The sequence below is a fragment of the Caulobacter sp. GW821-FHT11A05 genome (assembly GCF_058809015.1).
On the sequence record NZ_JBXASF010000002.1, the window covers coordinates 474689 to 499150 of the forward strand.

Genomic DNA, 24462 nt, shown 5'->3' on the forward strand with positions numbered 1-24462 from the left:
CCCGCGCCCCGTCGGCGGAAAGCGCGGGACAGGCGGGCGCTGGGCGGGTTTAGCTGTCACCACCTGACCGGGAGACCACCATGAAACTGCTTGCCGCCACCCTTGCCCTGACCCTGGCGCTCGCCACCGGCGCCGCCAGCGCCGAGATCACCCGCGCGGGCGATCCCAAGTCGCCTATCGCCGTCAGCGTCACCGTGCCGGCCGGCTACGACACCATCTACGTCAGCGGCATGACTCCGCCGGTCATCGACGAGACCGCCCCGGCCGGCTCGACCGCCCGCTTTGGCGACACCAAGACCCAGGCATTGGGCGTGTTCAAACGGCTGGAAGCGGCCTTGAAGGCCCAGGGCTACGACTTCGGCGACGTGGTCATGATGCGGGTCTATCTGGTCGGCGACCCGGCCAAGGGCGGCGCGATGGACTTCGCCGGCATGATGGAAGCCTACCGCACTTTCTTTGGCACGGCCGAACAGCCCAACAAGCCGGCGCGGGTGACCATGCAGGTCGCCGGCCTGGTCGCGCCGGGCATGCTCGCCGAGATCGAGGTCCAGGCGGCCAAAAAGCCCTGAGGACCTAACATCCTGTAAACCCCGACTGGGCGATACTCACGCCGAAGACGTGTATCCGCACGTCCGAGGCCAACCGTGACCAGCATCGACTCGTCGCTTCTCCTGGGCTTCTACCAGGCGCGAACCGGCCAGACCTCCAGTCTGGCGACGGGCGCTACCGGCACGACCAAGACCAAGTACGCCCCCACCGCCCCCTGGGCGACCAACTCCGTCGCTCCCCGGGCCAGCGCCCTGGTCGAGTCGGTGATGCAGGGGCGGCGGTTCATCGACGAGAACGCCGCCGTTCTCGACCTGCCGGGGGCCAGCGCCGACTACAAGAAGCTGTTCTCGCTGTTCCAGGGGCTCAACGCCTTGACCGGCCTGGCCGAACGGATGAACGTCCGCGGCGTCACCGACGCCGAGAAGACCAAGATCGAGAAGCTCTTCACCAAGGGCCTCACCGAAACCGTCGCCTACGCCGACAGCGTCAAGATGGAGGACATCCGCCTGACGCGCGGCGAGGCCATGCTCAGCGACAAGACCAAGGTTGGCGTGCCGCGCGCCAAATACAGCTACACCACCGCCACCGTCCACGAGGGGACCTCGTCCGAGGCCGTGGCCCAGTTCGCCGGCGCCGCCAACTTCACCATCACGGTCAAGAAACTCAGCGGCACGCAGAACATCAACATCGACCTCAGCGAGATGACCGGCACGCGCTCGATGAGCACCGTCGCCAGCTTCATCAATTCCAAGCTGTCCGCGGCCGGCGTCATCACCCGCTTCAGCATCAGCCGCACCGCCGGCGAGCCCAAGGTGGTCACCACCGGCAACACCAAGGTCACCCTGCCGGCCACCGGCGACAAGTTCGCCTTCAAGGTCTCCGGCGACAGTGCCGAGGCGGTGACCTTCAGTGCGCCCGCCGCCACCCCGGCGGTCTACGTCGCGACCACGGCCGGCAACCCGGACCCGGACAAGGACAAGACCACCGACGACGCCGTCTACGCCTCCAGCATGATCAAGACGGCCGCCGCCACCACCCCCGGCGGTGTCGGCTCCCGGGTGTTCGCCAACGGCCTGGAAAAGACCGTCACCGGCGTCAAGGACAGCCAGGTCGGGGCCGACGGCTCGGTCTACATGCTGGCCGAGGTCAGCGGCGACATCGACGGCCAGGCGATCAAGGGGACGGGCGACATCGCCCTCCTCAAGTACGACTCCCAGGGCCAGCTGCTCTACACCCGCACCCTCGGTGCGGTCGGAACCGTCAAGGCCAACGCCCTGACCGTCTCGGCCGACGGCAAGGTGGCCATCGCCGGCTCGATCACCGGCCAGATGGAGGGCACGGTCAACGGCCCGATCAACTCCGGCCCCACCTCGACCCTGAGCGACAGCTTCGTCACCCTCTACGACGCCAAGGGCGATGAGACCTGGACCCAGCGCCGGGGCGCCCTGCAGGCCGACGAGGCCGCCGCCGTGGCTTTCGGGGCCGATGGCACGGTCTATGTCGGCGGCAAGACCAAGTCGAACATGCCGGGCACGGCCAGCGCCGGCGGCGGCTGGGACGGCTACCTGACGGCCATCACCACCAGCGCCAAGGGCGTCCCCTCGACGCTGTTCACCCAGCAGTTCGGGACGACCACCGACGAAGCGGTCGAGGGCCTGGTGGTCAACGGCAATCAGGTCATCGTCGCCGGCCTGGAAGACAAGCACGCCGTCCTGCGCAGCTTCGACGTCACCGGCGGCGTGGTCACGGCCGGCGCGACCCGCGATCTCGGCGACCTGCAGGGCGGCTCGCTGGCCGGCATCAAGCTCGACGGCGGCCAGCTTTACCTCGGCGGCTCGACCCGGAACGCCGCTCTGGCCCTGGGAACCCCGGCCAGCGCCCACGCCGGCGGCATGGACGGCTTCGCCGCCCGCCTGTCGACCGACCTCTCCAGCACCGCCGCCGACAGCCTCGCCTACTACGGGGGCACCAAGGATGACACGGTGACCGGCATGGCGGTGGCCAATGGCAAGGTCTGGCTGACCGGCGTCGCCGGCGACAACCTGCCCGGCGGCTCGACGCCGATCGCCAGCAAGGACGGCTACATCGTCGAACTCGACCCGCTGACCGGCCAGGCCAGCTCGGCCCAGCGGATCACCGGCAAGGACGGCTACGTCACCCCCACCTCGATCGCCGTCGACGCCTCGGGCGCTTCGGTGCTCGACACCTTTGGCCTGCCGCGTGGCGCGCTGACCTTCACCGACAGCCAGAAGATCACCTCGGCCACCTCGGCCCGGGCCGGCGACACCTTCCAGATCCGCACGCGCGAGGGCGGGGCGCTCAGCACCGTCACCCTGGCGGCCGACGACACCCTGGAAACCCTGGCCGCCAAGATCAGCCGGGCAGGGGGCTACCGCGCCAAGGTCACGGTCGTCTCCGACGGCGACTTCCGACGCATCAAGATCGTCCCGGCCAACGACCAGCACACCGTCGAGGTGCTGCCCGGCAAGGGCGGCAAGAACATGCTGGAAGCGCTCGGCCTGGCCGAGGGCGTGGTCCGCACCACGGTGATGAAGGACGGCAAGAGCGTCGCCGCCGATGGCAAGGGCAACATCTACGGTCTGGCCCTGGCGGGTGACATCAGCCTCAAGGACGAGGACGCCATCCGCAACGCCCAGCTGGTGCTGTCCAAGGCGATGAGCGCCATCCGCAGCGCCTACAAGGACCTGGAGAACGCCGCCAAGCCGGCCTCGGTGAGCAATCCCTCGGCCAGCGGGCCGGTGCCGGCCTACCTGTCGAACCAGATCTCCAACTACCAGGCGGCCCTGAACCGGCTTACCGGCGGCGGTTGAGCCCTTGAATGGCGTTGCGCTTGAAACCGTCGCAATGACGCGATAGCGCTTCGACCATGGAATTTCTCAAGGATCGCCGCGTCGTCATCGCCATCGGGGCCGTGCTCGCCATCGTGCTGGGCGCGCTGATCGCCTTCGGCATCGCCAAGGGCTCCAAGGCCCCCGACGAACCGCCGCCCGCCTCGCAAGGCGGCCTGGTGGTCGAGAACGGCCGCGACGACGACACCAAGCTCGACGCCGCCCGGCCCATCCGCTGCTTCGTCGAGGGCCAGTTCGTCGGCGAGATCACGCTTGCCGAATGCGCCAAGCGCAACGGCGTGGCCACCGGCGCCCTCGACGTCGGCGTCGACGAGACCGGCGCCCTGGCCGCCTCCGGCCAGACCGGCGCCATCGTCGCCCCCCTGCCGCCCAGCGACCTCGGCCCGCCCGTCGTCGCCCAGGCCCCGCCGCCGACCAGCGGCCCGGCCCCGACGCCCGCCCCGACCCCGGTCGCCGACGGCGGCGCCTGCTGGCGTTATGCCGACGCGACCTGGACCAAGCTGGAAAGCATGAGCCTGAACGCCTGCGTCCAACGCCTCTACGCCGGCCAGTGCGAGCGTCCCGGCCGCGCCACCTACGGCCGCTGGGGCCAGCAGACCCTGCGCCTGGTGCCCGGCAAGGTGGAGATCAGCGACGACAACCGCCGCTTCCGCACCCTGGCCCGCCAGGACCGCAGCTGCAACATCGAGCCGGCGGGTTGACCGGCGCGGACTTGACCGGACCCGATGGCGGGATAAGAATTTAAATATGTCAAAGCCCGCTCTCCCCCGCTTCCTTGTTATTGGCGCCGCTCTTCTGACCGCCGCCTTGGGCCTCGCCGCCTGCGACAAGGAGCCGGAGGCCCCCTACGACAAGGGCGTCTGCTTCCACGCGGTGACCAAGGACGGCAAGACGTTCAAGTACAACGTGGTCAAGACCAACGTGCCGCAGATCGAGTACTGCGCGGCCGAACTGGAAGGCATGCGGGTCCGCTTCCTGCGCCTGGGCGGGACCAACCGCGAGCTGATCGGCGCCTACCAGGGCAGCTTCCTGATCGTCAATCCGCGCGGCATCTTCCGCCGCGCCAAGTGGAACGGCGGCCAGTTCCTGCTGCTCGAACGCACCGGCGACGGCCGCCTGGCCCAGCCGGGGGCCATGCCCAGCGATTAATCCAAGGTCGGAGAACGGCGGGCGGAAGTCTGCTGTGGACAACCCCGGCCAAATCAGAACAAAGAGAGAACTTTGTTCTTGCCCCAATCGTTAACGCGGTCTAGGGTCCCGCCCAGATTCCGGCGCGTATGGTCGCCGGGCGAATGGAGAAACCCCCATGGCGGGCAGCGTCAACAAGGTCATTCTGATCGGCAATCTGGGCAAGGACCCGGAAATCCGCACCCTCAATTCCGGCGACCGGGTCTGTAACCTGACCATCGCCACCTCGGAGTCCTGGCGCGACCGCCAGAGCGGCGAGAAGAAGGAAAAGACCGAGTGGCACCGCGTCGTCATCTTCAACGACAACATCGTCAAGGTGGCCGAGCAGTACCTCAAGAAGGGCTCCAGCGTTTACGTCGAGGGCTCGCTGCAGACCCGCAAATGGACCGACGCCCAGGGCGCCGAGAAGTACTCGACCGAGATCGTGCTGCAGAAGTTCCGCGGTGAACTGACCATGCTCGGCGGCCGCGACGGCGGCGGCGCCAGCGGCGACCGCGACTACGGCGACAGCGGCTACTCCGGCGGCGGCTCCAGCAGCGGCGGCGGCTTCGGCGGCGGCCAACGCAACCAGCCGTCCGGCCCGCGCGAAGACTTCAGCGCCGACCTGGACGACGAGATCCCGTTCTAGGCCGCGGAGCCGCGCACTCCCTCCCCTTTATGGGGAGGGTGTCACGCGTAGCGTGACGGGTGGGGTTGTCGGACCCACCCCCACCTGCTGAGGGGTTGTCGTATTCCCCACCCTGGCGGCTTCGCCGCCTGTCCCTCCCCATGAAGGGGAGGGAGGCAAATGGGACTGCGCGGCGATCTCCACGTCTATTGCGCCGACTCCGTCGACCAGGGCCACGAGACCCTGTCCCGGTTCGCCGCCGCCCTGATGGCCAGCGACTGGTGGACCTTCTGGTGGGACTGAGCGCCTACCAGATGGCGCCCGGCAGATGCCGCCGAATGAGCCTGTCAGCACTGATCAGGGGCACGCCTTCCGCCAGCGCAGCCCCCGCGATCAGACGGTCGAACGGATCACGTGTCCAATCGATCCGCCTGGCGTGAGCGACCACGGCCGAGAAGGGCGTCTCGCTGTGCGCCAATCCGATCCGCCCCTCCAGGTGCAGAAGAATGTCGTCCGGTTCGGCCGGCAACCGATCGATGTCGCGGAGGTACTGCAGTTCGAGCATGACCATGGGAGAAATGCGAACGGGACCGGCCTCGATGGCCGCGAGGCATGCGCGGGAGAGCCGATGAGTCTCCCGCCCCGAAAGCCAGACGACGACGTTGGTGTCGAGATGAAACACGGGTCAGACGTTGTCGTCCGGGGACCAGTCGTACCCGCCACCGCCCTCCATCTCCTCCAACGACAGATCCATTGGTGGAAACGGCGACGGCGAAGCCAGGAACGCCCGGACCCGCTCGGCATGGCTCTGCGCCGGCGCATGTTCGAACGGTTTGCCCGCCTCCATCAAAACCATGGTCCGGCCGTTACGCTCGATGACCACCGGTTCGCCCGTCTCCAGCGCCTTGTCGGCCAGCCGGAACAGGTCCTTGCGCAGCTCGGTCAGGGTGATCTTCGGCATATGTACATGTTGACCCCGCCACATGTACATGTCAAGGCAGAGGCCTCGTGACCAGTTCCCCCCGCACCCCCTTTACCGGCGCCGAATGGGCGGCGATTTTCGGCATCATCCTGGTCTGGGGGCTCAACAACGCCGCCGCCAAGATCGCCACCGAGGCGCTGCCGCCGCTGTTCATGGGCGGCATGCGGTTCCTGATCGCCCTGATCCTGCTGATCCCCTTCCTCAAGCCGCCGTGGCCGCCGTGGCGCCAGCTTCTGCCGCTGGTGCTGCTGGCCGGGCCGCTGCACTTCGGGCTCATCTACATCGCCTTCGCCATGGTCGATAACCTCAGCCCCATCGTCGTGGCGCTGCAGCTTTGGATTCCGATGACGGCCCTGTTCGCCTGGGTGATCCTCAAGGAGACCATGGCCCGCGCCGCCATCGCCGGCATGCTGATCGCCTTCGCCGGCGTGGTCTGGATGAGCCTCGACCCGCACGGCGCCGCCGACCTGCCGGGCCTGGCCATCGGCGTTCTGGCCAGCGCCCTCTGGGCCGTCGCCACGGTGCTGATGCGCAAGGCGCCCGGCGTGCGGCCGCTGAAGATGCAGGGCCTGACCTCCCTGGCCGCCGCCCCGGTGTTGCTGGCCGCCTCCTTCGCCTTCGAGCCGAACGTGGTGGAGAAGGCCGCCGCCGCCACGCCCTTCGTCTGGTCGCTGGTCGTCTACGCCGCCGTCGCCTCGACGGTCGGGGCCACGGCCCTGCTGTTCTGGCTGGTCCAGCGCCGCGAGGCCGGGCGGGTGACCCCCTGGTTCCTGCTGACCCCCCTGGTCAGCTGCACCATCGGCGTCGGCTTCATGGGCGACACCGTGACGCCGCAGCTGATCGGCGGCGGCCTGGCGACGATGGTGGGGGTGGCCCTGGTGGCGCTGTCGGAACGGCGGGCGGCGCAGCAGGCGTCAAGCGCCACCTGAGCGGAAGAGGGGACACATTGAATTCGAAGAATTCAATGTGTCCCCGTTTGCTCTTACAGGCCCGCGATCACCCCGCACGCCACCCGATCCCCAGCCCCGCCGATCGGCTGGCTCGTGTGGTCGTCCGGCTTGGCGTGGATCACCACCGCCGACCCGTCGGCGTCCCGCAGGGCCATCCGCTGGCCAGAGCGGGTCAGCGACGTCCACGGGCTGAACACCTCGGCCGCCCCCGTCCCGTCGGCCCCGACGTACAGGTTCGGCAGGTCCCCCGCCTCGTTGGCGTCGACGTTCAGCAGCCCGTGCACCATCGTCGTTCCGCCGTGCACATGGCCGCCGGCCGACTTGAAATCGGCGCTCGAACAATCGCCCTTCTCGTGGAAATGCAGCCCGTGCCAGCCCGGCGCCAGGCCCTTGGCCTCGATCCTCAGCACCACCCCCTTGGGCGCCTCGGTCAGGGTCGCCTTGCCCAGATCCTCGCCCTTGGGCCCCTTCAACGCCACCGCCACCGACGCCGGTTGCGCCACAGCCGCCCCGGCCATCGCCAATCCGGCGCAAACGATCAGAAAACCACGCATTTTCAGGACTCCGATGAGGTGAAACCGGCCCGCGCGGGTGGCGCCGCCAGTCATCAAATGCTAACTAACTGTCACACGTTCCGAGCCGATTCCTCCGGCCGTTTCCAACGGATTACCCCTCTCCTTGACCGACGAAAACCACACGCCGCCCGATGACAGCCGGCGGGGCGCAGTCAGCCCCATCGCCATCGAGGACGAACTGAGAAAATCCTACCTCGATTACGCCATGAGCGTGATCGTCAGCCGCGCCCTGCCGGACGCGCGCGATGGCCTCAAACCGGTGCACCGCCGCGTGCTGTTCAGCATGAGCGAGCAGGGCCACACCCACGACAAGCCCTATGTGAAGTGCGCCCGCGTGGTCGGCGACGTCATGGGCAAGTACCACCCGCATGGCGACCAATCGATCTATGACGCCCTGGTGCGCCTGGCCCAGCCCTTCTCCATGGGGCTGATGCTGATCGACGGCCAGGGCAACTTCGGCTCGGTCGACAACGATCCGCCAGCCCAGATGCGCTACACCGAGTGCCGCATGACGCGGGCGGCCGAGGCCATCCTCGCCGACCTCGACAAGGACACGGTCGACTTCAAGGACAACTACGACGGCAAGGAAAAAGAGCCCGTCGTCCTGCCCTCGCGCATCCCCAATCTGCTGGTCAACGGCTCGGGCGGCATCGCCGTCGGCATGGCCACCAACATCCCGCCGCACAACCTGGGTGAAATCGTCGACGCCTGCCTGGCGATGATCGACGACCCGGACGTGTCGATGGAGACCCTGCTCGAGATCGTCCCCGGCCCAGACTTTCCGACCGGCGGCGAGATCGTCGGCCGCTCCGGCGCCCGCCAGGCGCTGATGACCGGCCGCGGCAGCGTCATCATGCGCGGCCAGTCGACCATCGAGACCATCCGTAAGGACCGCGAGGCGATCATCTTCACCTCGCTGCCCTACCAGGTGAACAAGGCCGCCCTGATCGAACGCATCGCCGAGATGGTCCGCGACAAGCGCATCGAAGGCATCGGCGAGATGCGCGACGAGAGCGACCGCCAGGGCCTGCGCGTCGTCATCGAGCTGAAGCGCGACGCCACCCCCGACGTGGTGCTGAACCAGCTGCACCGCTTCACCTCGGTGCAGACCAGCTTCGGCGTCAACATGCTGGCCCTCAACCGCGGCCGGCCGCAACAGATGGGCCTGCGCGAGCTCTTGGTCTGCTTCGTCGAGTTCCGTGAGGAAGTCGTCGTCCGCCGCGCCAAGTTCGAGCTCGGCAAGGCCCGCGACCGCGGCCACACCCTGGTCGGCCTGGCCATCGCCGTGGCCAACATCGACGAGGTCATCGCCATCATCCGCAGCTCGGTCGATCCGGCCGAGGCCCGCGAACGCCTGGTCGCCAAGCTCTGGCCGACCGGCGACATGATGCCCCTGGTCGATCTGATCCAGGACCCGCGCACCAAGGTCGAGGGCGACACCATCCGCCTGACCGACGAACAGGCGCGCGGCATCCTCGCCTTGACCCTGTCGCGCCTGACGGGTCTTGGCCGCGACGAAATCTTCAACGAGGCGACCAACCTCTCCAAGACCATCGCCGAGCTGCTCGAACTGCTGTCGGACCGCCGCAACATCATGCGCGTCGTCCGCGAGGAGCTGGTCGAGATCCGCGAGAAGTTCGCCGTTCCCCGCCGCACCACCATCATCGAGGGCGACGGCGAGATCGAGGACGAGGACCTCATCCCCCGGGAGGAGATGGTCATCACCGTCACCCACGGCGGCTATGTGAAGCGCACCCCGCTCTCGACCTATCGCTCGCAGAAGCATGGCGGCAAGGGCCGCAGCGGCATGGCGACCAAGGACGAAGACGCCGTCACCCGCGTCTTCTCCGCCTCGACCCACGCCCCGATGCTGTTCTTCAGCTCGGGCGGCAAGGTCTACAAGCTCAAGGTCTGGAGGCTGCCGCTCGGCACGCCGACGTCGCGCGGCAAGGCCTTCGTCAACCTGCTGCCCATCGAGCAGGGCGAAACCATCACCTCCATCCTCACCCTGCCCGAGGACGAGGCGACCTGGGATCGGCTGGACGTGATGTTTGCCACCCGCAGCGGCACCGTCCGCCGCAACAAGCTCAGCGACTTCGTGCAGATCAACCGCAACGGCAAGATCGCCATGAAGCTGGACCCCGAGTCGCTCGGCGGCGCCGACGCCATCGTCGGTGTCGGCCTCTGCACCAGCGACAGCGACGTGCTGCTGACCACCGCCAATGGCCGCGCCATCCGCTTCGAGGCCGACGACGTCCGCGTCTTCTCCAGCCGCGATTCCATGGGCGTGCGCGGCATCCGCCTGCTCGGCGACGACGTGGTCATCTCCATGGCCATCCTGCGCAACGTCCCGGCCACGCCCGACGAGCGGGTTGCCTACCTCAAGCAGTCGCGGGCTCTGCTGCGGGCCCAGACCGGCGAAGAGGGCGATGAGGCGGTCGAGGCGCCGGCCGACGAGGAAGAGGTCGCCGGCGACACCCAGCTGTCGCAGGAGCGCTTCATTGAGCTCGGCGCGGCCGAGGAGACCATCCTGACCATGTCGACGGAAGGCATCGGCAAGCGCTCCAGCGCTTACGACTTCCGCCGCACCGGCCGGGGCGGCCAGGGCCTGATGGCCCAGGACCTGACCCGCAAGGGCGGCCGCCTGGTCGCCGCCTTCCCGGTCGAGCAGTCGGACGAGATCCTGCTGGTCACCGACCAGGGCCAGCTGATCCGCTGCCCGGTCGCCCAGATCCGCATCGCCGCCCGCAACACCCAGGGCGTCATCGTCTTCCGCACCGGCAAGGACGAACATGTCGTCGGCGTCGAGCGGCTGGCGGAAGCCGGCGGCGACGAAGATTTGGAAGATGGTGAAATCGGGGGCGACGAAGGCCCCGTCGCCGAGTAAAGAGCGTTAAAACCCTGGCTCAACAAGGGCCAGGGACTAGCGCAAGATGGGGGTGGGTGTTGGCGAGAGTCGGACTCTATCCGGGAACCTTCGACCCGATGACCAACGGTCATCTGGACATCATGGGCCGGGCCGTGAAGTTGGTGGACAAGCTGGTCATCGGCGTCGCCATCAACCTCTCCAAGGGGCCGATGTTCACGCTTGAGGAGCGGGTCGCCACCGTCCGCCGCGAGACCGAACACCTCAAACAGTTCGCCGAGATCGAGATTCGCCCCTTCGAGGGCCTGCTCATGCATTTCGCGCGCGAGGTCGGGGCCGGCATCATCATTCGCGGCCTGCGCGCCGTCGCCGACTTCGAATACGAATTCCAGATGACGGCGATGAACCAGCAGCTCGACCGCGAGATCGAGACCGTCTTCCTGATGGCCGACCCCCGCCACCAGGCCGTCGCCAGCCGCCTGGTCAAGGAAATCGCCAAGCTCGGCGGCGACATCAAGAACTTCGTGCCGCCCGGCATCGAGAAGGAACTGCTGGCCAAGGTCGGCCGGGGCTGATCGCGGCGGGTCTCGGGGACTGATCGCCTCGCCCTGTCGACGCGCTGCCTCATGACTGGAGGGGCGTAACCTCCTGAAAAATAATCAGATTTCGAATATGTCTAGACATATTCGGGGCCATTTTCCGCCGACATGCCCGCGGACCAGATGAGCGTAGGTCGATGCCAGGCACGGCAGACCTACATTCGCTGCGTTCCGACCAACGGACCGACCCACGCGCGGGGCCACGATCGCGAAGGCCAGGCCCACGCCAGAACCCACGGATTGCGGGAGTTTCAGCGTTTTCGCCTCCCCTTGAGAACGACGCCGCGTTTTTTGTCGCCCGGGACCTCCCGCCGCCCCCGCGCTACAATGGTTGGCCGCTTCGATAAGGCGCGTCATTTCCGCCTTGCGATTGCCTCAACCCCCCGCTACCGCCGGTTCCATGAAATCAGCCCTGATCGCCGCCCTGCTGACCCTGACGCCCGCCGCCGCGCTCGCCGCGACGCCGGCGCTCGCCCCCACCGACTGGCGCACGCCCAATCCCGACGACATCCTGGTCATCGACACCAGCCAGGGCCGGGTCATCGTTGAGATGTCGCCGCAGCTGGCGCCCGGCCACGTCGAGCGGATGCGTGAGCTGGCCCGCCGCCACTTCTACGACGGCCTGGAGTTCTTCCGCGTCATCAACGGCTTCATGGCCCAGACCGGCGATCCCAAGAACGACGGCACCGGCGGCTCGGAGCTGCCCGACATGAAGGCCGAGTTCGAGTTCCGGCGTGGGGCGAAAGACCCCTTCGTGCTCTACGAACGCCTGCCGGCCGGCGGCGGCACGGGGGTCACCGAGGTCGGCTTTTACGGCGCCATGGCGGTGCGCACCGCGCCGGCCCTGCAGATGATCGCCTCCAAGGACGGCAAGGTCACCGGCTGGGGCCTGTTCTGCAAAGGCGCGGTCGGCGCCGCCCGGGCCGGCGACCCCGACAGCGCCAACAGCCAGTTCTACCTGATGCGCGCCACCTATCCGGACCTGAACAGCAACTACACCGCCTGGGGCCGGGTGATCAGCGGCCAGGACGTGGTGCTGAAGATCAAGGCAGGGGCGGAGGAGGGCCAGGTGCCGCCGCCGCGCGACACCATGAAGACCGTCCGCCTGCTGTCCGACATGCCCGAGAAGGACCGGCCGAAGATCCAGATCGTCGACACCCGCTCGCCGGGCTTTAAGGCCCTGGTCGAGGCCCAGAAGGCGGCCAGCGGGGCGCCGCTGACCATTTGCGACGTCGAGATTCCGGTTAAGGTCGGCTGATAAACAAACCCGGGGGAGGGGCCATGCGCCGCCTGATCGTTCTGACCGCCGTGGCTGCCGCCATTCTTGCTGCAGGGGCCGCCACCGCTGCCGCCGCCGCGTCCAAGCCCAAGGCCGCCGACTGGCGCACGCCGGATCCGCAGAATGTGCTGGTCATCGACACCAACAAGGGCCGCGTCGTCGTCGAGCTGGTCCCCGAGGTCGCCCCCGGCCACGTCGCCCGCCTGACCGAGCTGGCCCGCAAGGGGACCTACGACGGCCGCACCTTCTTCCGGGTCATCGACCGCTTCATGGCCCAGACCGGCGATCCCCTGAATACCGGCGAGGGCTCGGTCGAGGGCCTGGCCAACCTCAAGGCCGAGTTCACCTACCGCCGCGCCGCCGACAGCGGCTTCGTCGCCGTCAACGCGCCGCAGGGGACGCAGACCGGCTTTTTGCTGTCCCTGCCGGTGGTCAGCCAGGACATCAGCTACACCACGATGACCGGCGACAAGAAGGTCGCCGCCTGGGGCACCTACTGCCCGGGCGTGGTCGGCATGGCCCGCGACGAGAACCCCGACAGCGCCAACAGCCAGTTCTTCATGATGCGCTACGCCTACCCCTCGCTGGACAAGCGCTATACCGCCTTCGGCCGGGTGATCAGCGGCCTGGACGTCATCCGCGCCATCAAGGCGGGCGAGCCGGTCGAGGCCCCGCAGGACGTCATGCAGAAGGTCCGGGTGCTGGCCGACATCCCCGAAGCCGAACGCCCGAAGGTGAAGATCATCGACCCCAGGGGCCGCTGGTTTGCCGACGAAGTGAAGCGGATGCGCAAGCGGAAGGGGGCGGATTTCTCGGTCTGTGACGTCGAGCTGCCGGTGGAAGTGAACTAACGATCCCTTCTCCCGACAAGCGGGAGAAGGAACTACACGGAGATCCCAAACGCCTCCCGAAACCCCGCCAGCCCGGAGGCCGTAAACGTCACCACCCGGCTGTCGTCCTCTCGCCGCGCCCAGCCCAGCGCATAGAACCGCTCCAGCAGTCCCGCCCCCAGCCCGCCGGCTAGGTGCCGCCGCCGGACGCTCCAGTCCAGGCAGGCCTTGCAGACCGGTCGCCGGCCGGGCTTCAGCGCCGCCGGGTCGACGCCCAGGTCCTCGGCGAACCCGGCGCCGGTCCAGGTCAGGGCCAGGTCGTCGCCGTCCTCGGCGATGCGGCCGTCAGCGATCATCGCCTCCAGCATGGCCACGCCCATGTCGCCGGCCAGGTGGTCGTAACAGACCCGCGCCGACCGCAGGGCCGGCTCGCGGGGGCCGGTGCGGATCCGCTGGTGCCCGGCCCGGCTGGCCAGGCCCATCAGCCCCTCCAGCACCTGGGCCACGTCGGGGCCGGAGAGGGCATGGTAGCCGTGGCGGCCCTGTTTGTGGGTTTTGGTCAGGCCGCCCTCCTGCAGCTTGGCCAGGTGCGAACTGGCCGTCTGCGGCGTCACCCCGGCATGCCGCGCCAGCTCGCCGGCGGTCAGCGCCGGCCCGGCCAGCAGGGCGGTCAGCATGTTGGCGCGGGCCGGATCGCCGAGCAGGGCGGCGACGCGGGCGATGTCGGGGCCGACTTTCATAGTTCGACCGTAATCGTAACGTCGCGGTGGATCAACGGGGTATGAAAGCCAGATCACTACCCCCACTACCGCTCATCCCGGCGAAGGCCGGGACCCATCCGCGTGATCTCGATGTTTCCGGAAAGGCGCTGATCAGGGCCCTCGAAGCTTGAAGGCGGCCAATCAGCAAGGCTGGCGCTCAGGCGGCTGGATCCCGGCCTTCGCCGGGATGAGCGGAAGAAAAGAGGAAAGCTCAATGTCCATCGTCTGCTGCATCCGCTACGTCATCGACCCCTTCCAGGCCTCCGCCTTCGAGGCCTATTCGCGAAACTGGCTGGAGATCATTCCGGCCTGCGGCGGCGACCTCATCGGCTACTTCATGCCGCACGAGGGCACGAACAGCATCGCCCTGGCCCTGATCCGCTTCGACAGTCTGGCGTCCTACGAGGCCTACCGCGCCCGCCTCAAGACCGATCCGGCCGGCGCCGCCAACTTCCAGACGGCGCTCGACCAGCGCTTCATCCTCTCCGAGGAGCGCACCTTCCTGCGCCAGGTCGAGGCGTGACGGAACCGCCCCCGCCAATACCCGTTGCCGGCAAGGCTAGCCGGGCCGGCCCTGACGCTCTAGAAGGCCCCAAACTCAGAAGGAGCCTCCGATGGCCGATGACGCCGAAAACACCCTGGTCCTGACCCTCGACACCGGCAAGGTGACCATCCGCCTGCGGCCCGACCTGGCCCCCGGCCACGTCGAACGGATCAAGGAACTGGCCGGCGAGGGCTTCTACGACGGCGTCGTCTTCCACCGCGTCATCCCCGGCTTCATGGCCCAGGGCGGCGACCCGACCGGCACCGGCATGGGCGGCTCCGAGAAGCCCGACCTGAAGGCCGAGTTCAGCAAGGCCCCGCACGTGCGCGGCGTCTGCTCGATGGCCCGCTCCTCCAACCCCAACTCGGCCAACAGCCAGTTCTTCATCTGCTTCGACGACGCCACCTTCCTCGACGGCCAGTACACCGTCTGGGGTGAAGTCATCGACGGCATGGACGCGGTCGACGCCCTGCCCAAGGGCGAGCCGCCGCGCACGCCCGGCAAGATCGTCACCGCCCGCGTCGGCGCCGACGGCTAAAGTGACCCCGGCCCTCGAGGCGGCTTACGCCGAGCCGCACCGGCGCTATCACAGCCGCGCCCATATCGAGGCCTGTCTCAACGAGCTGGCGGCGGTCCCGGACCTCAGCGACCGCGACCGCCGCCTGCTCACCTGGGCCCTGTGGTGGCATGACGCCATCTACGACCCGACCCGCGCCGACAACGAGGAGGCCAGCGCGCAGCTGGCCCGCCGCGACCTGCCCGCCCTCGGCGCCGCGCCGGACGAGGTCGAGGAGGTCGCCCGCCTGGTCCTGCTGACCAAGGGCCACAGCGTCGAGCCCGGCGACCGGCTGGGCGCCCTGATGGTGTCGATCGACCTGTCGGTGCTGGGCGGCGACCCCGCCGCCTACGACGCCTACGCCGCCGGCGTGCGCCATGAGTACGCCCATGTGCCCGAGCCCGCCTTCCGGGCCGGCCGCGCCCGGGTGATGCGCCACTTCCTTGAGGCGCCGGTGCTCTACGCCGAGCCGGCTTTCCGCGCTCGCCTGGAAGCCAAGGCCCGCGCCAACATCGCCCGCGAGATCGCCGGCCTCGAGGCCTAGCGCTTCAGGACCACGACGACCGGATAGTGGTCCGAGCCCAGTCTCGGCCCGCGCTTGACGCTGACCGTCTTCCACGCCTTGCCGGCATAGACATGGTCGATGGCCAGCAGCGGGAAGGGCGGGCGGATCTGGTAGCGGGTGATCGCCGCCGCCGGCCAGGTGGCCTGGCCGCGCGTGCGGCGCTCCATGCCGAAGGCCGCGTCCTGCCGCTGCAGGCTGAACGACCAGGGCGTCGAGTTGAAGTCGCCGCCAATGATGGCGTTGTCGCGGTCGAGGAGCTCCAGCACCTTCAAGAGGCGCTTGCCCTGCTGCTGCTGTGGCCCGGCCGGGATGGGCCAGGTGTAGTGGACGGCGATGACGTCGAACGGCCCCTTGGCCCCAGCGAACCGCGCCTGCGCCGCCGACAGATGGGCCGGGGAGACGGCCGTGCTCAGGCCGTGGCGCCAGACCGGCGCCTTCTTCGACAGGATCATCGTCGAACAGGGCTGCGGGTCGGCGCAGGTCACGGCGTAGGGGTAGCGTTCGCGCAGCAGGCGGGCGACGCCGCCGGTGATCTCATAGCCCTCGACGATGGTGATGACGTCCGGGTCTTCCTGCAGCACCCAGCGGGCCGAGCCCTCCGGATCACTGTTGTTTTCCCATAGGTTGAACTGAACCAGCTTGAGGGTCTCGCCCTCGGCCGGGGCCTTCTCGCCCTTGGCGCGGGTCAGTTCCGGCAGCATCAGGGCACCGGCGCCCAGCACCGCCACGGCCGCCGCGAGCGGGGTCAGCCGCAGCAGGCTGCGCCCGCCGCCGACCACCCAGACGACCAGCCCGGCGATGCCCAGCATCAGCCAGATCGGCGCGAAATGGGTGAGGATGTCCAGCCGGTCGCTGAACCGTCCGCCCTGCGCCAGGGCGACAGCCAGGGCGGCGCCGGCGGCGAGGCCGAAGCCGGCCAGACGAACGAGGAAGGCGAGGGCGCGAAGCAGTGCGGTCATGGTCTGGCCGATAGCATCGCGCCCCCTGTTTCGGAATTAACGCAGTTTGCGGATCGAGCTGACCCGGTCATTGAGATTGTAGATGTTCAATCGTGGCGTATCGGCGGTGACCACCTTGCAGTCGCCGCCGAAATTCGGCGCCGAACACAGTTCCCAACGGCCGGAGACGACGCGGACCGAGGTGATCATGTCGTCGAGGCCCGAACCGTACATGTCCGGGACGGAGCCGCGGATCTGCAGGCTGGAGCCCTTGTAGTCGGGGTTCTCGAAGACGATCAGGCCGACCGGGCCATTGCCGCCGCCGTTCCAGCCGCCGCCACCGCCACCACCACCACCACCACCGCCGCCGGGACCGCCTGGCCAGCCACCGCCGCCGCCCGGACCTCCAGGGCCACCGCCGCCACCGCCGCCCCAGCCGCTACAGCGCAGGCGGCCGTCGACGTTCTCGATCCGGCCGTTGCCGCAGCTGCGCACGTCGATCTCGGTGGTGGTGAAGCCGCGGTAGCGGTCGCGGCAGCGGGCAGTGAGCCGGCCGTACTGCACGGTGATGTCGCGGCAGCTGCGCTGGTAGCTGCCGTCCGGCACCGGATCGAACTCGCCGCCGCCGCCGTTCCAGCCGCCTCCCGACTGGGCGAACGCGCCGGCCCCGCCGAGGCCGAGAACCAGGGCGGCGGCCGCCGCAACATGGGTGATCTTCATTGGACTGTGGCTCCCCTGTTGAAAGTCATTCGCCGGCGAAGAAGGTGAAGCTGGCGTTCTGGATCGTCGTGTCGCCGACTTGCAGCGTGCCCTTCAGGACGGCCGCGTCGCTGGCCCCCTGGGCCTTGGCCTCGGCCATGGCGGCGGTATCGAAGGCGCCCTCGAAGGTCACCGGCCCGAGCTTGGGATCGACCCCGGCAAAGCGCAGGGTCTTGCCGTCGGTGGAATAGCCGCTGGGCAGCACCCGGACGCTGACCTCCCGGGCCTCGCCGCCCATCTCGTTGGGCTTCAGCGGGCTGGTGGTGTCGTCGAACTCCAGCAGGATGGGCCCGAAGGTCGAGGTGCGGTCGCCCTGTTCCCAGGCCGAGAAGTCGCTGATCGCCCCGACGCCGATGGTCTTCAGCTGCCAGGGCCCCACCCGGATGTCGCGGGTCGGCATGTAGTAGCCGGCGTTGTCGAAATTGCCGGTGTGGGCAAAGCCGGTGACCGGCGGCTTGGCCGTGCTGGCGGCCGGTGAGGGGGCGGGGGCTGGCGCGGGGACCGGGGCCGGCGCGGGAGCCGGCTTGCTGTCCTGGCGGTTGCAGCCGCTCAGGACCAGGGCGGCCGACGCGGCGCACAGCGCCAGAGTGATGATGCGCATCGATACTCTCGCAAAGCCCAGCCCGATAAGGGATCATGCGCTGGCGAACCCGGCGGTGTCCACCGCGATCCCCATCGGCGAGACTTGACGCGGGAAGCCCAAAGCCGCATCCGCCGCGCCATGCTCGTCAGCGACTTCGACTTCGACCTGCCGGAAGACCGCATCGCCCTGCGGCCGGCCAGCCCGCGCGAATCGGCCAGGCTGCTGGTCGTCCGGCCCAATCGACAAGAAAGGGCCGGCGGCCTGGAAGACCTCACCGTCGGCGACCTGCCGTTCTTGCTGCAGCCGGGCGACGCCCTGGTGTTCAACGACACCCGGGTGATCCCGGCCCGGCTTTTCGGCGTCCGCCGCCGCGACGAGACCGAGGTCCGCGTCGAGGCCATCCTGCACCGCCGCCTCGCCCCCGATCGCTGGACCGCCTTCGCCCGCCCCGGCAAGCGGCTGAAGGTCGGCGACCGCATCCTGTTCGGCGAGAAGCATGACCGGGCGTGCGCCCTGACTACCCTGGCCGCCGACGTCGTCGAGAAGGGCGAGGGCGGCGAACTGACCCTGGACTTTGAGCTCAGCGGCGTTGATCTGGACCTCGCCGTGGCCGGCGTCGGCGAGATGCCACTGCCGCCCTACATCGCCGCCAAACGCCCCGAGGACGAGCAGGACCGCCGCGACTACCAGACCGTCTACGCCCGCGAGGACGGCTCCGTCGCCGCCCCGACGGCGGGCCTGCACTTCACCCCCGAGCTGATGGCCGCCATCACCGCCCGCGGCGTCTCCAGCCACTTCGTCACCCTGCACGTCGGGGCCGGCACCTTCCTGCCGGTCAAGACCGAGGTGGTGGCCGAGCACCGCATGCATCCGGAGTTCGGCGTCGTGCCCGCCGAGGTCGCCGCCGCCCTCAATGCCGTCCGAGCGGCCGGCGGCCGCATCGTCTGCGTCGGCACGACCAGCCTGCGCCTGCTGGAAAGCGCCGCGACCGAGGACGGCGTGTTGCACCCCTTCGCCGACGAGACCGCCATCTTCATCACCCCCGGCTACCGCTTCCGCGCCGCTGACGTGCTGATGACCAACTTCCACCTGCCCAGATCGACCCTGTTCATGCTGGTCAGCGCCTTTGCCGGCCAGGAGACGATGAAGGCCGCCTACGCCCACGCCATCGAGACCGGTTACCGCTTCTATTCCTACGGCGACTCATCCCTGCTAATGCGCGCCGCCTGATGACCTTCCCCTTCGAGATCAGCGCCACCGACGGCGCGGCCCGCACCGGCGTGCTCAAGACCCCGCGCGGCGATATCCGCACCCCCGCCTTCATGCCGGTCGGCACCGCCGCCACGGTCAAGGCCCTGACCGTCGACCAGGTGAAGGAGTCGGGCGCCGACATCATCCTCGGCAACACCTACCACCTGATGCTGCGGCCGACGGCGGAGCGGGTGCGGCGGCTGGGCGGCCTGCACAAATTCATGCGCTGGGACAAACCCATCCTCACCGACAGCGGCGGCTTCCAGGTGATGAGCCTCTCCAACATCGCCAAGGTGAAGGAGGACGCCGTCACCTTCGCCAGCCACATCGACGGCTCCAAGCACGTCCTGTCGCCGGAGCGCTCCATCGAGATCCAGGCCGACCTGCTTGGCTCGGACATCGTCATGCAGCTGGACGAATGCGTCAGCTGGCCGGCCGAGGAGGATCGCGCCCGCGCCGCCATGCAGCTGTCCGCCCGCTGGGGCCAGCGCAGCAAGGCCGCCTTCGGTACCCGTGATGCCCAGGCCCTGTTCGGCATCCAGCAGGGCTCGACCTTCGAGGCCCTGCGCCGCGAATCCTCCGAGCGGCTGATCGAGACTGGCTTCGACGGCTACGCCATCGGCGGCCTGGCGGTCGGCGAGGGCCATGCCGCCATGTGCGAGGTGCTCGACTACGCGCCCGGCCTGCTGCCCGCCGACCGGCCGCGCTACCTGATGGGCGTCGGCAAGCCGATCGACATCGTCGAGGCGGTGGCGCGCGGGGTGGACATGTTCGACTGCGTCCTGCCGACCCGCTCGGGCCGCCACGGCCAGGCCTGGACCTGGGACGGCCCCATCAACCTGAAGAACGCCCGCTTCGCCGAGGACGACAACCCCATCGATCCGGACATCGCCGGCCCGGCCGGGACCTCCTATTCGCGGGCCTATCTGCACCACCTGGTGAAGGCCAACGAGATTCTCGGCCAGGTACTGCTGAGCTGGCACAACATCGCCTTCTTCCAGACCCTGACCGACGCCCTGCGCGCCGCCATCGCCGAAGGCCGCCTGGACCAGTTCCGCCGCGACTTCGCCGCCCGGCAATCGCAGAGGTAGGGGGGACCGGATCGCCGCGCAGGGGCGGTGACGACTGCGCCCCTACGCCTGAAGCGGCGTTCCTGTCCCCGATCAGCGCCGATCGGGGACAGGAACGCCGCCCCAGGCGTCTGTTCTCCCTGACCGCCAACCCTGCGCGGCGATCCAGTCCCCACTACCGCCTGATCGGATACTTCGGCGTTGAGGGATCGAGGAGCTTGATCGGCGGACCGTTGTAGGGCGTCGGCGCGGCCGGCGGCTTGCAGCCCTTGGCCAGGCCGATGCCCTTCAGATAGCCGCGCCGGATGCCGCCGGCGGTGATCGCCGAGCGGACCAGCTTGTCGTGCCGCTCCGCCCCGGTCAGCCGCCGCACCCAGCCGCGGTAGGGGATGATGTCCTGCGCCGCGCCGACGATCTCCTTCATTGCTTCCTCGCCGACGAAGTCGCGGCTGTCTGCGATCAGCCCCTGGTCGGCCTTGCTCGGCTTGGGCTGGTCCATGTCGGGGCCCAGGGCCTCGTCGAGCGGGGCGATGACGGCGGCGATCTCCTTGCAGCTCATCGGGTAGGGCTTGGCGTAGGGATCGGCCAGCGAATCGAGCAGCACCTGCGGGATCTTGGTGCGCAGCATGTTGATGTCGCGCAGCGGCGAGGAGGCCGCCCCGACCAGGCTGCCCTTGTTGACCTGGTCGGTGGTTCGCACCCGTCCGGGGGCCGGCGGCGGGGCGGTGGCGCAGGCGGCCAAGAGGGCGATCAGGGGCAGGGTGAGAAGGGCGCGCATGGCGCCATTTCATATCGCGATGAAACCCGCCCGCAAGCGCTTGCTCCCTGCGGCGGGCGCCACTATGGTCCGCGCCGCTTCGGACCCCCTAAGGTCTTCAAGCGGGCCGGTAGCTCAGTGGTAGAGCATTCGACTTTTAATCGAATGGTCGTGGGTTCGACCCCCACCCGGCCTACCATCCTGCTTCGCTCATGCGCGTTGCGCACGAGCTTCGCAGGACAAGTCCTGAAATTTCACGCGCGGAAGCGAAGCAGGATGCCCTTCGTAGCCTTGGCGAAGAAGGGCGGTCAGGGACCGCCCAACTTTCCCTGACCCTCAGTGCGACGCCAAAGGCGCCGCCGCCGCGCCCAGCAGGGCGGCGTAGGGGTGCAGGATGACCTTGGTCGGGATGGCCGCGCAGTAGCCCTCGAACCGGCCCTTGTCCTTGAAGGCCTCGCGGAAGCCGCCGGCCCGCAGGGCGTCCAGGATCTTTGGCCCGATGCCGCCGCCCAGGTAGACGCCGCCCACCGCCCCGAACGACAGGGCGAAGTCGCCGGCCGTCGCCCCGTAGATGCGGCAGAATCGTTGCAGGGCCTCGGCGGCCAGGGCGTCGCCCTTGTCGGCGCGGTCCTCGATCTCCTCCGGCTTGAGGGGGGGGACCGTCAGACCATGGATGTGGGCCAGCGCCTCGTAGATGGCGGCCAGGCCAGGTCCCGACAGCACCCGCTCCAGGGAGACCCGGCCGTGGCGCAGGGTCAGGAACCGCAGAATCTCGATCTCGACCAGGTCGGTGGGGGCGAAGGCCGAGTGGCCGCCCTCGGTGACCGCCACCGCCTCGCCGACGCCGTCGCGCACCAGGGCCGAGACGCCCAGGCCCGTGCCCGCCCCGATGATGGCCACGGTGCCGTTCGGGTGTGTGGCGGCGACCTCGCCGATGTCGGCCAGGTCCCGGTCCTTCAGCCGCTTCACGGCCAGGGCCAGGGCCTCATAATCGTTGATCAGCCGGGCGGCCTTGAAGCCGTGGCTGACCAGGCCGGCGTTGGACATTTCCCAGCTGGCGTTGGTCAGGTCCGCCTTGCCGTCGATCACCGGCCCGGCCACGGCGATCACCGCCTGCTCCGGCCGCTCGCCCTGCAGGTAGTGGTCGATGGCGGCCTCGAGGGTCGGATAGTCGGCGACCTTGAAGGCCTTGGGCTCGAGGATATCCGCGTCCTCTTGAGCAGTATCGACCACGGCGAAGCGGCAGTTGGTGCCGCCGACGTCGCCCACCAGGCGCAGGGTCATGGAAATCCTCTCTCAGCTCCCGCCTCGCAACGCCGGGCAGGTTGCGGGGACGTTTAGGAGCATTGGCCGGCGAAGGCGAGAGGGGTGGCGTGACGGCGCGCGGCATGGCCGCTATGGAAGGCGAAACGCCCAAGAAATACACCGCAAGGAAAACGCCATGAGCATGATCACCACCGAGAAGCGCGGCCACATCGCCATCCTGACCCTCAACCGGCCGGACTCGATGAACGCGCTGGGCGCGGCCGGCGATGGCGATCAGGTGCAGGCGGCCTGCGCGGCGATCAACGCCGACCAGAACATCCGCGCCGTGGTGCTGACCGGGGCGGGCCGGGCCTTCTCGGCCGGCGGCGACGTCAAGGCGATGAAGTCCCGCGAAGGGGCGTTCGGCGGCTCGGGCGTGGCCATCCGCGAGAACTACCGCAACAACATCCACCGCATCGTCCGCTCGATCTACGGCCTGGAAGTGCCCTCGATCGCGGCCGTCAACGGGGCGGCCATCGGCCTGGGCTGCGACGTCGCCTGCATGACCGACATCCGCATCGCCGCCGACACCGCCAAGTTCGGCGTCACCTTCCTGAAGCTCGGTCTGATCCCCGGCGACGGCGGCGCCTGGCTGCTGCCGCGCACCATCGGCATGAGCCGGGCCGCCGAACTGCTGTTCACCGGCGACGTCATCGACGCCGCCACCGCCGAGCGCTGGGGCCTGGTCAGCCGCGTCGTGCCGGCCGAGACGGTGCTCGATGAGGCCATCGCCATGGCCGAGAAGATCGCCCAGCAGCCGCCGCATTCCCTGCGCCTCGGCAAGTCCCTGCTGAAGCACGGCCAGTCGACCAGCTATGACACCCTGATGGAGATGAGCGCCGCCGCCCAGGCCATCAGCCACCTGACCGAGGACCACATGGAAGGCGTCACCGCCCTGCTCGAAAAGCGGCCGGCGGTGTTCAAGGGCCAGTAGGCGTTGCGGTTTTTCCTGCCCTTGGCGGCGCTGATGGCGCTGACTGCCTGCGACAAGCCGGCTGCGCCGGCCGTGGCCGAGCCGGCGGTCGTTGAGGCTAGGCCAGCCTCCGCGTCGGAGAGGCCGCACATGCGCTGGCGCATGGATTTGAGCAAGGATGGGTTGGCGGCGGTCTACTCGCCTTCGGAATCCGACAACCTCCAGTACCGGGTCGCCTGCCGGGACGACCGCATGACTCTTCTGATCTATGCCGATCCTGTCCCGGCGGCCGAGGCGCCGGCCTTCCTGGAAATCGCGGTGCGCGAGGGCAACGGTCCCGTCGCCGCTTTCGCGCGAGGTCGGACCCAGGTCACGCAGGACGGTTGGGCCGCCGATGTCACCCTGCTGACGCCGTTCTTCCAGATCGCCGACGAGCGCCCCAACCTGCAGGTGAAAATCGGTCCGCCGGACGACCCGGAGCCCTTCTGGATGGAGGCCAACGACGTGGTTCGCGACGTGATGATGTATTGCGCCTCCAACGTGAGCCAATAGATGGGCAAGGATGTCCAGGACATCGCCGCGCGCTTCCCGGAAGGCCCCGACACCGGCCGCCTGCAATGGGAAGCGCCCAGGCTGATCTTCCGGGGCGCGTCTCGCCGGGTGTTCGAGGGCCCGGCCCTGGCCGGCCTTCGCGCCGAGGGCGGCGATCTGGTGCTCAGCGACGGCAGCCGGTTCACGCTGGGCGAACCCTTCGCCGGCCGCTGGGCGCAGGCCATCACCAACCCGCCGGGACGGCTCGACAAGCTGGGCGTCAAACTGGGGATGCGGGTGGCGGTGCTGGAGGTCGATGACCCAAACTTCCTCAGCGAGTTAATTCAGAGAACACAACCGTTGAACGAGTTCAGCGAACTCGACATCCTGTTCTGGGGCGCTGACAGCATCGAGGCGATGGCCCGCGTGCCGGAGCTGATCCCGATGCTCGCCCCCAAGGGCGCGCTGTGGATCGTCTCGCGCAAGGGCAAGGCGGCGGCGATCAAGGACGTCGAGGTCATGGCCGGGGCCAAGGCCCACGGTCTGGTCGACAACAAGGTCTGTTCCTTCTCCGACACCCACACGGCCTTGCGGTTCACGCGCCGGCGCCCCTGATCCTCCCTCTCTGGCGGCG

General features: G+C 68.8%; 28 protein-coding genes and 1 tRNA gene. 20 read left to right on the forward strand and 9 right to left on the reverse strand.

Annotated elements, in window-relative coordinates; translation table 11 throughout:
- The first annotated feature begins 80 nt into the window (after positions 1 to 80).
- From AC1RSK_RS05195 to AC1RSK_RS05220, 6 genes are all read left to right on the forward strand, one after another.
- Positions 81 to 569 (forward strand): RidA family protein, encoded by a 489-nt coding sequence (locus AC1RSK_RS05195; RefSeq protein ID WP_492906163.1) that lies wholly within the window; start codon positions 81 to 83, stop codon positions 567 to 569.
- Between the two features lie 75 nt (positions 570 to 644).
- Positions 645 to 3380, forward strand: a complete 2736-nt coding sequence (locus AC1RSK_RS05200) for a hypothetical protein (RefSeq protein ID WP_492906165.1) — start codon at positions 645 to 647, stop codon at positions 3378 to 3380.
- 56 nt (positions 3381 to 3436) lie between these two features.
- Complete coding sequence (locus AC1RSK_RS05205) at positions 3437 to 4120, forward strand: hypothetical protein (RefSeq protein WP_492906167.1); 684 nt, start codon at positions 3437 to 3439, stop codon at positions 4118 to 4120.
- A 106-nt stretch (positions 4121 to 4226) separates the two neighbouring features.
- The gene (locus tag AC1RSK_RS05210; protein WP_492906169.1) at positions 4227 to 4568 is read left to right on the forward strand and encodes a hypothetical protein; all 342 of its coding nucleotides are present in this window, start codon (positions 4227 to 4229) and stop codon (positions 4566 to 4568) included.
- A 157-nt stretch (positions 4569 to 4725) separates the two neighbouring features.
- The gene (gene ssb, locus AC1RSK_RS05215) at positions 4726 to 5235 is read left to right on the forward strand and encodes a single-stranded DNA-binding protein (RefSeq protein WP_492906170.1); all 510 of its coding nucleotides are present in this window, start codon (positions 4726 to 4728) and stop codon (positions 5233 to 5235) included.
- A 159-nt stretch (positions 5236 to 5394) separates the two neighbouring features.
- Positions 5395 to 5517 (forward strand): DUF4253 domain-containing protein, encoded by a 123-nt coding sequence (locus AC1RSK_RS05220; protein ID WP_492906172.1) that lies wholly within the window; start codon positions 5395 to 5397, stop codon positions 5515 to 5517.
- Between the two features lie 4 nt (positions 5518 to 5521).
- Here the strand turns inward: AC1RSK_RS05220 and AC1RSK_RS05225 are convergent, their stop codons facing one another.
- Positions 5522 to 5896, reverse strand: a complete 375-nt coding sequence (locus AC1RSK_RS05225; RefSeq protein ID WP_492906174.1) for a type II toxin-antitoxin system VapC family toxin — start codon at positions 5894 to 5896, stop codon at positions 5522 to 5524.
- A gap of 3 nt (positions 5897 to 5899) precedes the next feature.
- A complete protein-coding gene (locus AC1RSK_RS05230) occupies positions 5900 to 6175 on the reverse strand; it encodes a type II toxin-antitoxin system Phd/YefM family antitoxin (protein WP_492906176.1) in 276 nt (91 codons plus the stop codon).
- Positions 6176 to 6222: 47 nt separating this feature from the next.
- Here AC1RSK_RS05230 and AC1RSK_RS05235 point away from each other — a divergent pair, with 47 nt between their 5' ends.
- The gene (locus tag AC1RSK_RS05235) at positions 6223 to 7125 is read left to right on the forward strand and encodes a DMT family transporter (protein ID WP_492906178.1); all 903 of its coding nucleotides are present in this window, start codon (positions 6223 to 6225) and stop codon (positions 7123 to 7125) included.
- A 53-nt stretch (positions 7126 to 7178) separates the two neighbouring features.
- Here AC1RSK_RS05235 and AC1RSK_RS05240 read toward each other — a convergent pair whose 3' ends face one another.
- Positions 7179 to 7700, reverse strand: coding sequence for a superoxide dismutase family protein (locus tag AC1RSK_RS05240; protein WP_492906180.1), 522 nt, complete (start codon positions 7698 to 7700; stop codon positions 7179 to 7181).
- Positions 7701 to 7824: 124 nt separating this feature from the next.
- Here AC1RSK_RS05240 and gyrA point away from each other — a divergent pair, with 124 nt between their 5' ends.
- From gyrA to AC1RSK_RS05260, 4 genes are all read left to right on the forward strand, one after another.
- A complete protein-coding gene (gyrA, locus tag AC1RSK_RS05245) occupies positions 7825 to 10608 on the forward strand; it encodes a DNA gyrase subunit A (protein ID WP_492906181.1) in 2784 nt (927 codons plus the stop codon).
- A gap of 59 nt (positions 10609 to 10667) precedes the next feature.
- On the forward strand, positions 10668 to 11162 hold the full coding sequence (gene coaD / locus AC1RSK_RS05250; protein ID WP_492906183.1) for a pantetheine-phosphate adenylyltransferase: 495 nt from the start codon (positions 10668 to 10670) through the stop codon (positions 11160 to 11162).
- Positions 11163 to 11586: 424 nt separating this feature from the next.
- Positions 11587 to 12444, forward strand: coding sequence for a peptidylprolyl isomerase (locus AC1RSK_RS05255; RefSeq protein WP_492906185.1), 858 nt, complete (start codon positions 11587 to 11589; stop codon positions 12442 to 12444).
- A gap of 23 nt (positions 12445 to 12467) precedes the next feature.
- A complete protein-coding gene (locus AC1RSK_RS05260) occupies positions 12468 to 13316 on the forward strand; it encodes a peptidylprolyl isomerase (protein WP_492906186.1) in 849 nt (282 codons plus the stop codon).
- A gap of 32 nt (positions 13317 to 13348) precedes the next feature.
- Here AC1RSK_RS05260 and AC1RSK_RS05265 read toward each other — a convergent pair whose 3' ends face one another.
- A complete protein-coding gene (locus AC1RSK_RS05265; RefSeq protein ID WP_492906187.1) occupies positions 13349 to 14035 on the reverse strand; it encodes an ArsR/SmtB family transcription factor in 687 nt (228 codons plus the stop codon).
- Between the two features lie 235 nt (positions 14036 to 14270).
- Here AC1RSK_RS05265 and AC1RSK_RS05270 point away from each other — a divergent pair, with 235 nt between their 5' ends.
- From AC1RSK_RS05270 to AC1RSK_RS05280, 3 genes are all read left to right on the forward strand, one after another.
- Complete coding sequence (locus tag AC1RSK_RS05270) at positions 14271 to 14579, forward strand: NIPSNAP family protein (protein WP_492906189.1); 309 nt, start codon at positions 14271 to 14273, stop codon at positions 14577 to 14579.
- A gap of 91 nt (positions 14580 to 14670) precedes the next feature.
- Complete coding sequence (locus tag AC1RSK_RS05275) at positions 14671 to 15138, forward strand: peptidylprolyl isomerase (protein ID WP_492906191.1); 468 nt, start codon at positions 14671 to 14673, stop codon at positions 15136 to 15138.
- A gap of 1 nt (position 15139) precedes the next feature.
- Positions 15140 to 15700, forward strand: a complete 561-nt coding sequence (locus AC1RSK_RS05280) for an HD domain-containing protein (protein WP_492906193.1) — start codon at positions 15140 to 15142, stop codon at positions 15698 to 15700.
- On the opposite strand, the gene AC1RSK_RS05285 is transcribed toward AC1RSK_RS05280, so the two are convergent.
- Genes AC1RSK_RS05285 through AC1RSK_RS05295 form a run of 3 tightly spaced genes read right to left on the reverse strand, consistent with a single transcriptional unit; the run spans position 15697 to position 18019 of the window.
- The gene (locus AC1RSK_RS05285; protein ID WP_492906195.1) at positions 15697 to 16680 is read right to left on the reverse strand and encodes an endonuclease/exonuclease/phosphatase family protein; all 984 of its coding nucleotides are present in this window, start codon (positions 16678 to 16680) and stop codon (positions 15697 to 15699) included. The two genes, AC1RSK_RS05280 and AC1RSK_RS05285, sit on opposite strands and share 4 nt — an antisense overlap.
- A gap of 36 nt (positions 16681 to 16716) precedes the next feature.
- A complete protein-coding gene (locus AC1RSK_RS05290; protein WP_492906197.1) occupies positions 16717 to 17379 on the reverse strand; it encodes a beta/gamma crystallin-related protein in 663 nt (220 codons plus the stop codon).
- 25 nt (positions 17380 to 17404) lie between these two features.
- Positions 17405 to 18019 carry a hypothetical protein gene (locus AC1RSK_RS05295; protein ID WP_492906199.1) on the reverse strand — a complete coding sequence of 205 codons (615 nt, stop codon included), beginning with the start codon at positions 18017 to 18019 and terminating at the stop codon, positions 17405 to 17407.
- Positions 18020 to 18139: 120 nt separating this feature from the next.
- Between AC1RSK_RS05295 and queA the strand changes: the two genes are divergently transcribed.
- Together queA and tgt are read left to right on the forward strand one after the other, a co-directional pair.
- A complete protein-coding gene (gene queA, locus AC1RSK_RS05300) occupies positions 18140 to 19231 on the forward strand; it encodes a tRNA preQ1(34) S-adenosylmethionine ribosyltransferase-isomerase QueA (RefSeq protein WP_492906467.1) in 1092 nt (363 codons plus the stop codon).
- A complete protein-coding gene (tgt, locus tag AC1RSK_RS05305) occupies positions 19228 to 20343 on the forward strand; it encodes a tRNA guanosine(34) transglycosylase Tgt (protein ID WP_492906468.1) in 1116 nt (371 codons plus the stop codon). The genes queA and tgt overlap by 4 nt, the downstream gene beginning before the upstream one ends.
- A gap of 154 nt (positions 20344 to 20497) precedes the next feature.
- Here tgt and AC1RSK_RS05310 read toward each other — a convergent pair whose 3' ends face one another.
- Positions 20498 to 21100 carry a hypothetical protein gene (locus AC1RSK_RS05310; RefSeq protein WP_492906201.1) on the reverse strand — a complete coding sequence of 201 codons (603 nt, stop codon included), beginning with the start codon at positions 21098 to 21100 and terminating at the stop codon, positions 20498 to 20500.
- Between the two features lie 103 nt (positions 21101 to 21203).
- On the opposite strand from AC1RSK_RS05310, the gene AC1RSK_RS05315 reads away from it, so the two are divergent.
- A tRNA-Lys gene (locus tag AC1RSK_RS05315) sits at positions 21204 to 21278 on the forward strand.
- 137 nt (positions 21279 to 21415) lie between these two features.
- Here the strand turns inward: AC1RSK_RS05315 and glk are convergent.
- Positions 21416 to 22363 carry a glucokinase gene (gene glk / locus AC1RSK_RS05320; protein WP_492906202.1) on the reverse strand — a complete coding sequence of 316 codons (948 nt, stop codon included), beginning with the start codon at positions 22361 to 22363 and terminating at the stop codon, positions 21416 to 21418.
- A gap of 157 nt (positions 22364 to 22520) precedes the next feature.
- Here glk and AC1RSK_RS05325 point away from each other — a divergent pair, with 157 nt between their 5' ends.
- From AC1RSK_RS05325 to AC1RSK_RS05335, 3 genes are all read left to right on the forward strand, one after another.
- Entirely contained in the window at positions 22521 to 23318 is a 798-nt protein-coding gene (locus tag AC1RSK_RS05325; RefSeq protein ID WP_492906204.1) for a crotonase/enoyl-CoA hydratase family protein, read from the forward strand.
- A gap of 129 nt (positions 23319 to 23447) precedes the next feature.
- Entirely contained in the window at positions 23448 to 23849 is a 402-nt protein-coding gene (locus AC1RSK_RS05330) for a hypothetical protein (protein ID WP_492906206.1), read from the forward strand.
- Entirely contained in the window at positions 23850 to 24443 is a 594-nt protein-coding gene (locus AC1RSK_RS05335) for a DUF3052 domain-containing protein (protein WP_492906208.1), read from the forward strand.
- The last annotated feature ends 19 nt before the right edge of the window (positions 24444 to 24462 follow it).

Coding starts and splice junctions, on each gene's coding strand:
- AC1RSK_RS05195 (WP_492906163.1), top strand. CDS start 81: ATGAAACTGCTTGCCGCCACCCTTGCCCTGACCCTGGCGCTCGCCACC.
- AC1RSK_RS05205 (WP_492906167.1), top strand. CDS start 3,437: ATGGAATTTCTCAAGGATCGCCGCGTCGTCATCGCCATCGGGGCCGTG.
- ssb (WP_492906170.1), top strand. CDS start 4,726: ATGGCGGGCAGCGTCAACAAGGTCATTCTGATCGGCAATCTGGGCAAG.
- AC1RSK_RS05220 (WP_492906172.1), top strand. CDS start 5,395: ATGGGACTGCGCGGCGATCTCCACGTCTATTGCGCCGACTCCGTCGAC.
- AC1RSK_RS05230 (WP_492906176.1), bottom strand. CDS start 6,175: ATGCCGAAGATCACCCTGACCGAGCTGCGCAAGGACCTGTTCCGGCTG.
- AC1RSK_RS05240 (WP_492906180.1), bottom strand. CDS start 7,700: ATGCGTGGTTTTCTGATCGTTTGCGCCGGATTGGCGATGGCCGGGGCG.
- AC1RSK_RS05255 (WP_492906185.1), top strand. CDS start 11,587: ATGAAATCAGCCCTGATCGCCGCCCTGCTGACCCTGACGCCCGCCGCC.
- AC1RSK_RS05260 (WP_492906186.1), top strand. CDS start 12,468: ATGCGCCGCCTGATCGTTCTGACCGCCGTGGCTGCCGCCATTCTTGCT.
- AC1RSK_RS05265 (WP_492906187.1), bottom strand. CDS start 14,035: ATGAAAGTCGGCCCCGACATCGCCCGCGTCGCCGCCCTGCTCGGCGAT.
- AC1RSK_RS05270 (WP_492906189.1), top strand. CDS start 14,271: ATGTCCATCGTCTGCTGCATCCGCTACGTCATCGACCCCTTCCAGGCC.
- AC1RSK_RS05275 (WP_492906191.1), top strand. CDS start 14,671: ATGGCCGATGACGCCGAAAACACCCTGGTCCTGACCCTCGACACCGGC.
- AC1RSK_RS05285 (WP_492906195.1), bottom strand. CDS start 16,680: ATGACCGCACTGCTTCGCGCCCTCGCCTTCCTCGTTCGTCTGGCCGGC.
- AC1RSK_RS05290 (WP_492906197.1), bottom strand. CDS start 17,379: ATGAAGATCACCCATGTTGCGGCGGCCGCCGCCCTGGTTCTCGGCCTC.
- AC1RSK_RS05295 (WP_492906199.1), bottom strand. CDS start 18,019: ATGCGCATCATCACTCTGGCGCTGTGCGCCGCGTCGGCCGCCCTGGTC.
- queA (WP_492906467.1), top strand. CDS start 18,140: ATGCTCGTCAGCGACTTCGACTTCGACCTGCCGGAAGACCGCATCGCC.
- AC1RSK_RS05310 (WP_492906201.1), bottom strand. CDS start 21,100: ATGCGCGCCCTTCTCACCCTGCCCCTGATCGCCCTCTTGGCCGCCTGC.
- glk (WP_492906202.1), bottom strand. CDS start 22,363: ATGACCCTGCGCCTGGTGGGCGACGTCGGCGGCACCAACTGCCGCTTC.
- AC1RSK_RS05325 (WP_492906204.1), top strand. CDS start 22,521: ATGAGCATGATCACCACCGAGAAGCGCGGCCACATCGCCATCCTGACC.
- AC1RSK_RS05330 (WP_492906206.1), top strand. CDS start 23,448: ATGCGCTGGCGCATGGATTTGAGCAAGGATGGGTTGGCGGCGGTCTAC.
- AC1RSK_RS05335 (WP_492906208.1), top strand. CDS start 23,850: ATGGGCAAGGATGTCCAGGACATCGCCGCGCGCTTCCCGGAAGGCCCC.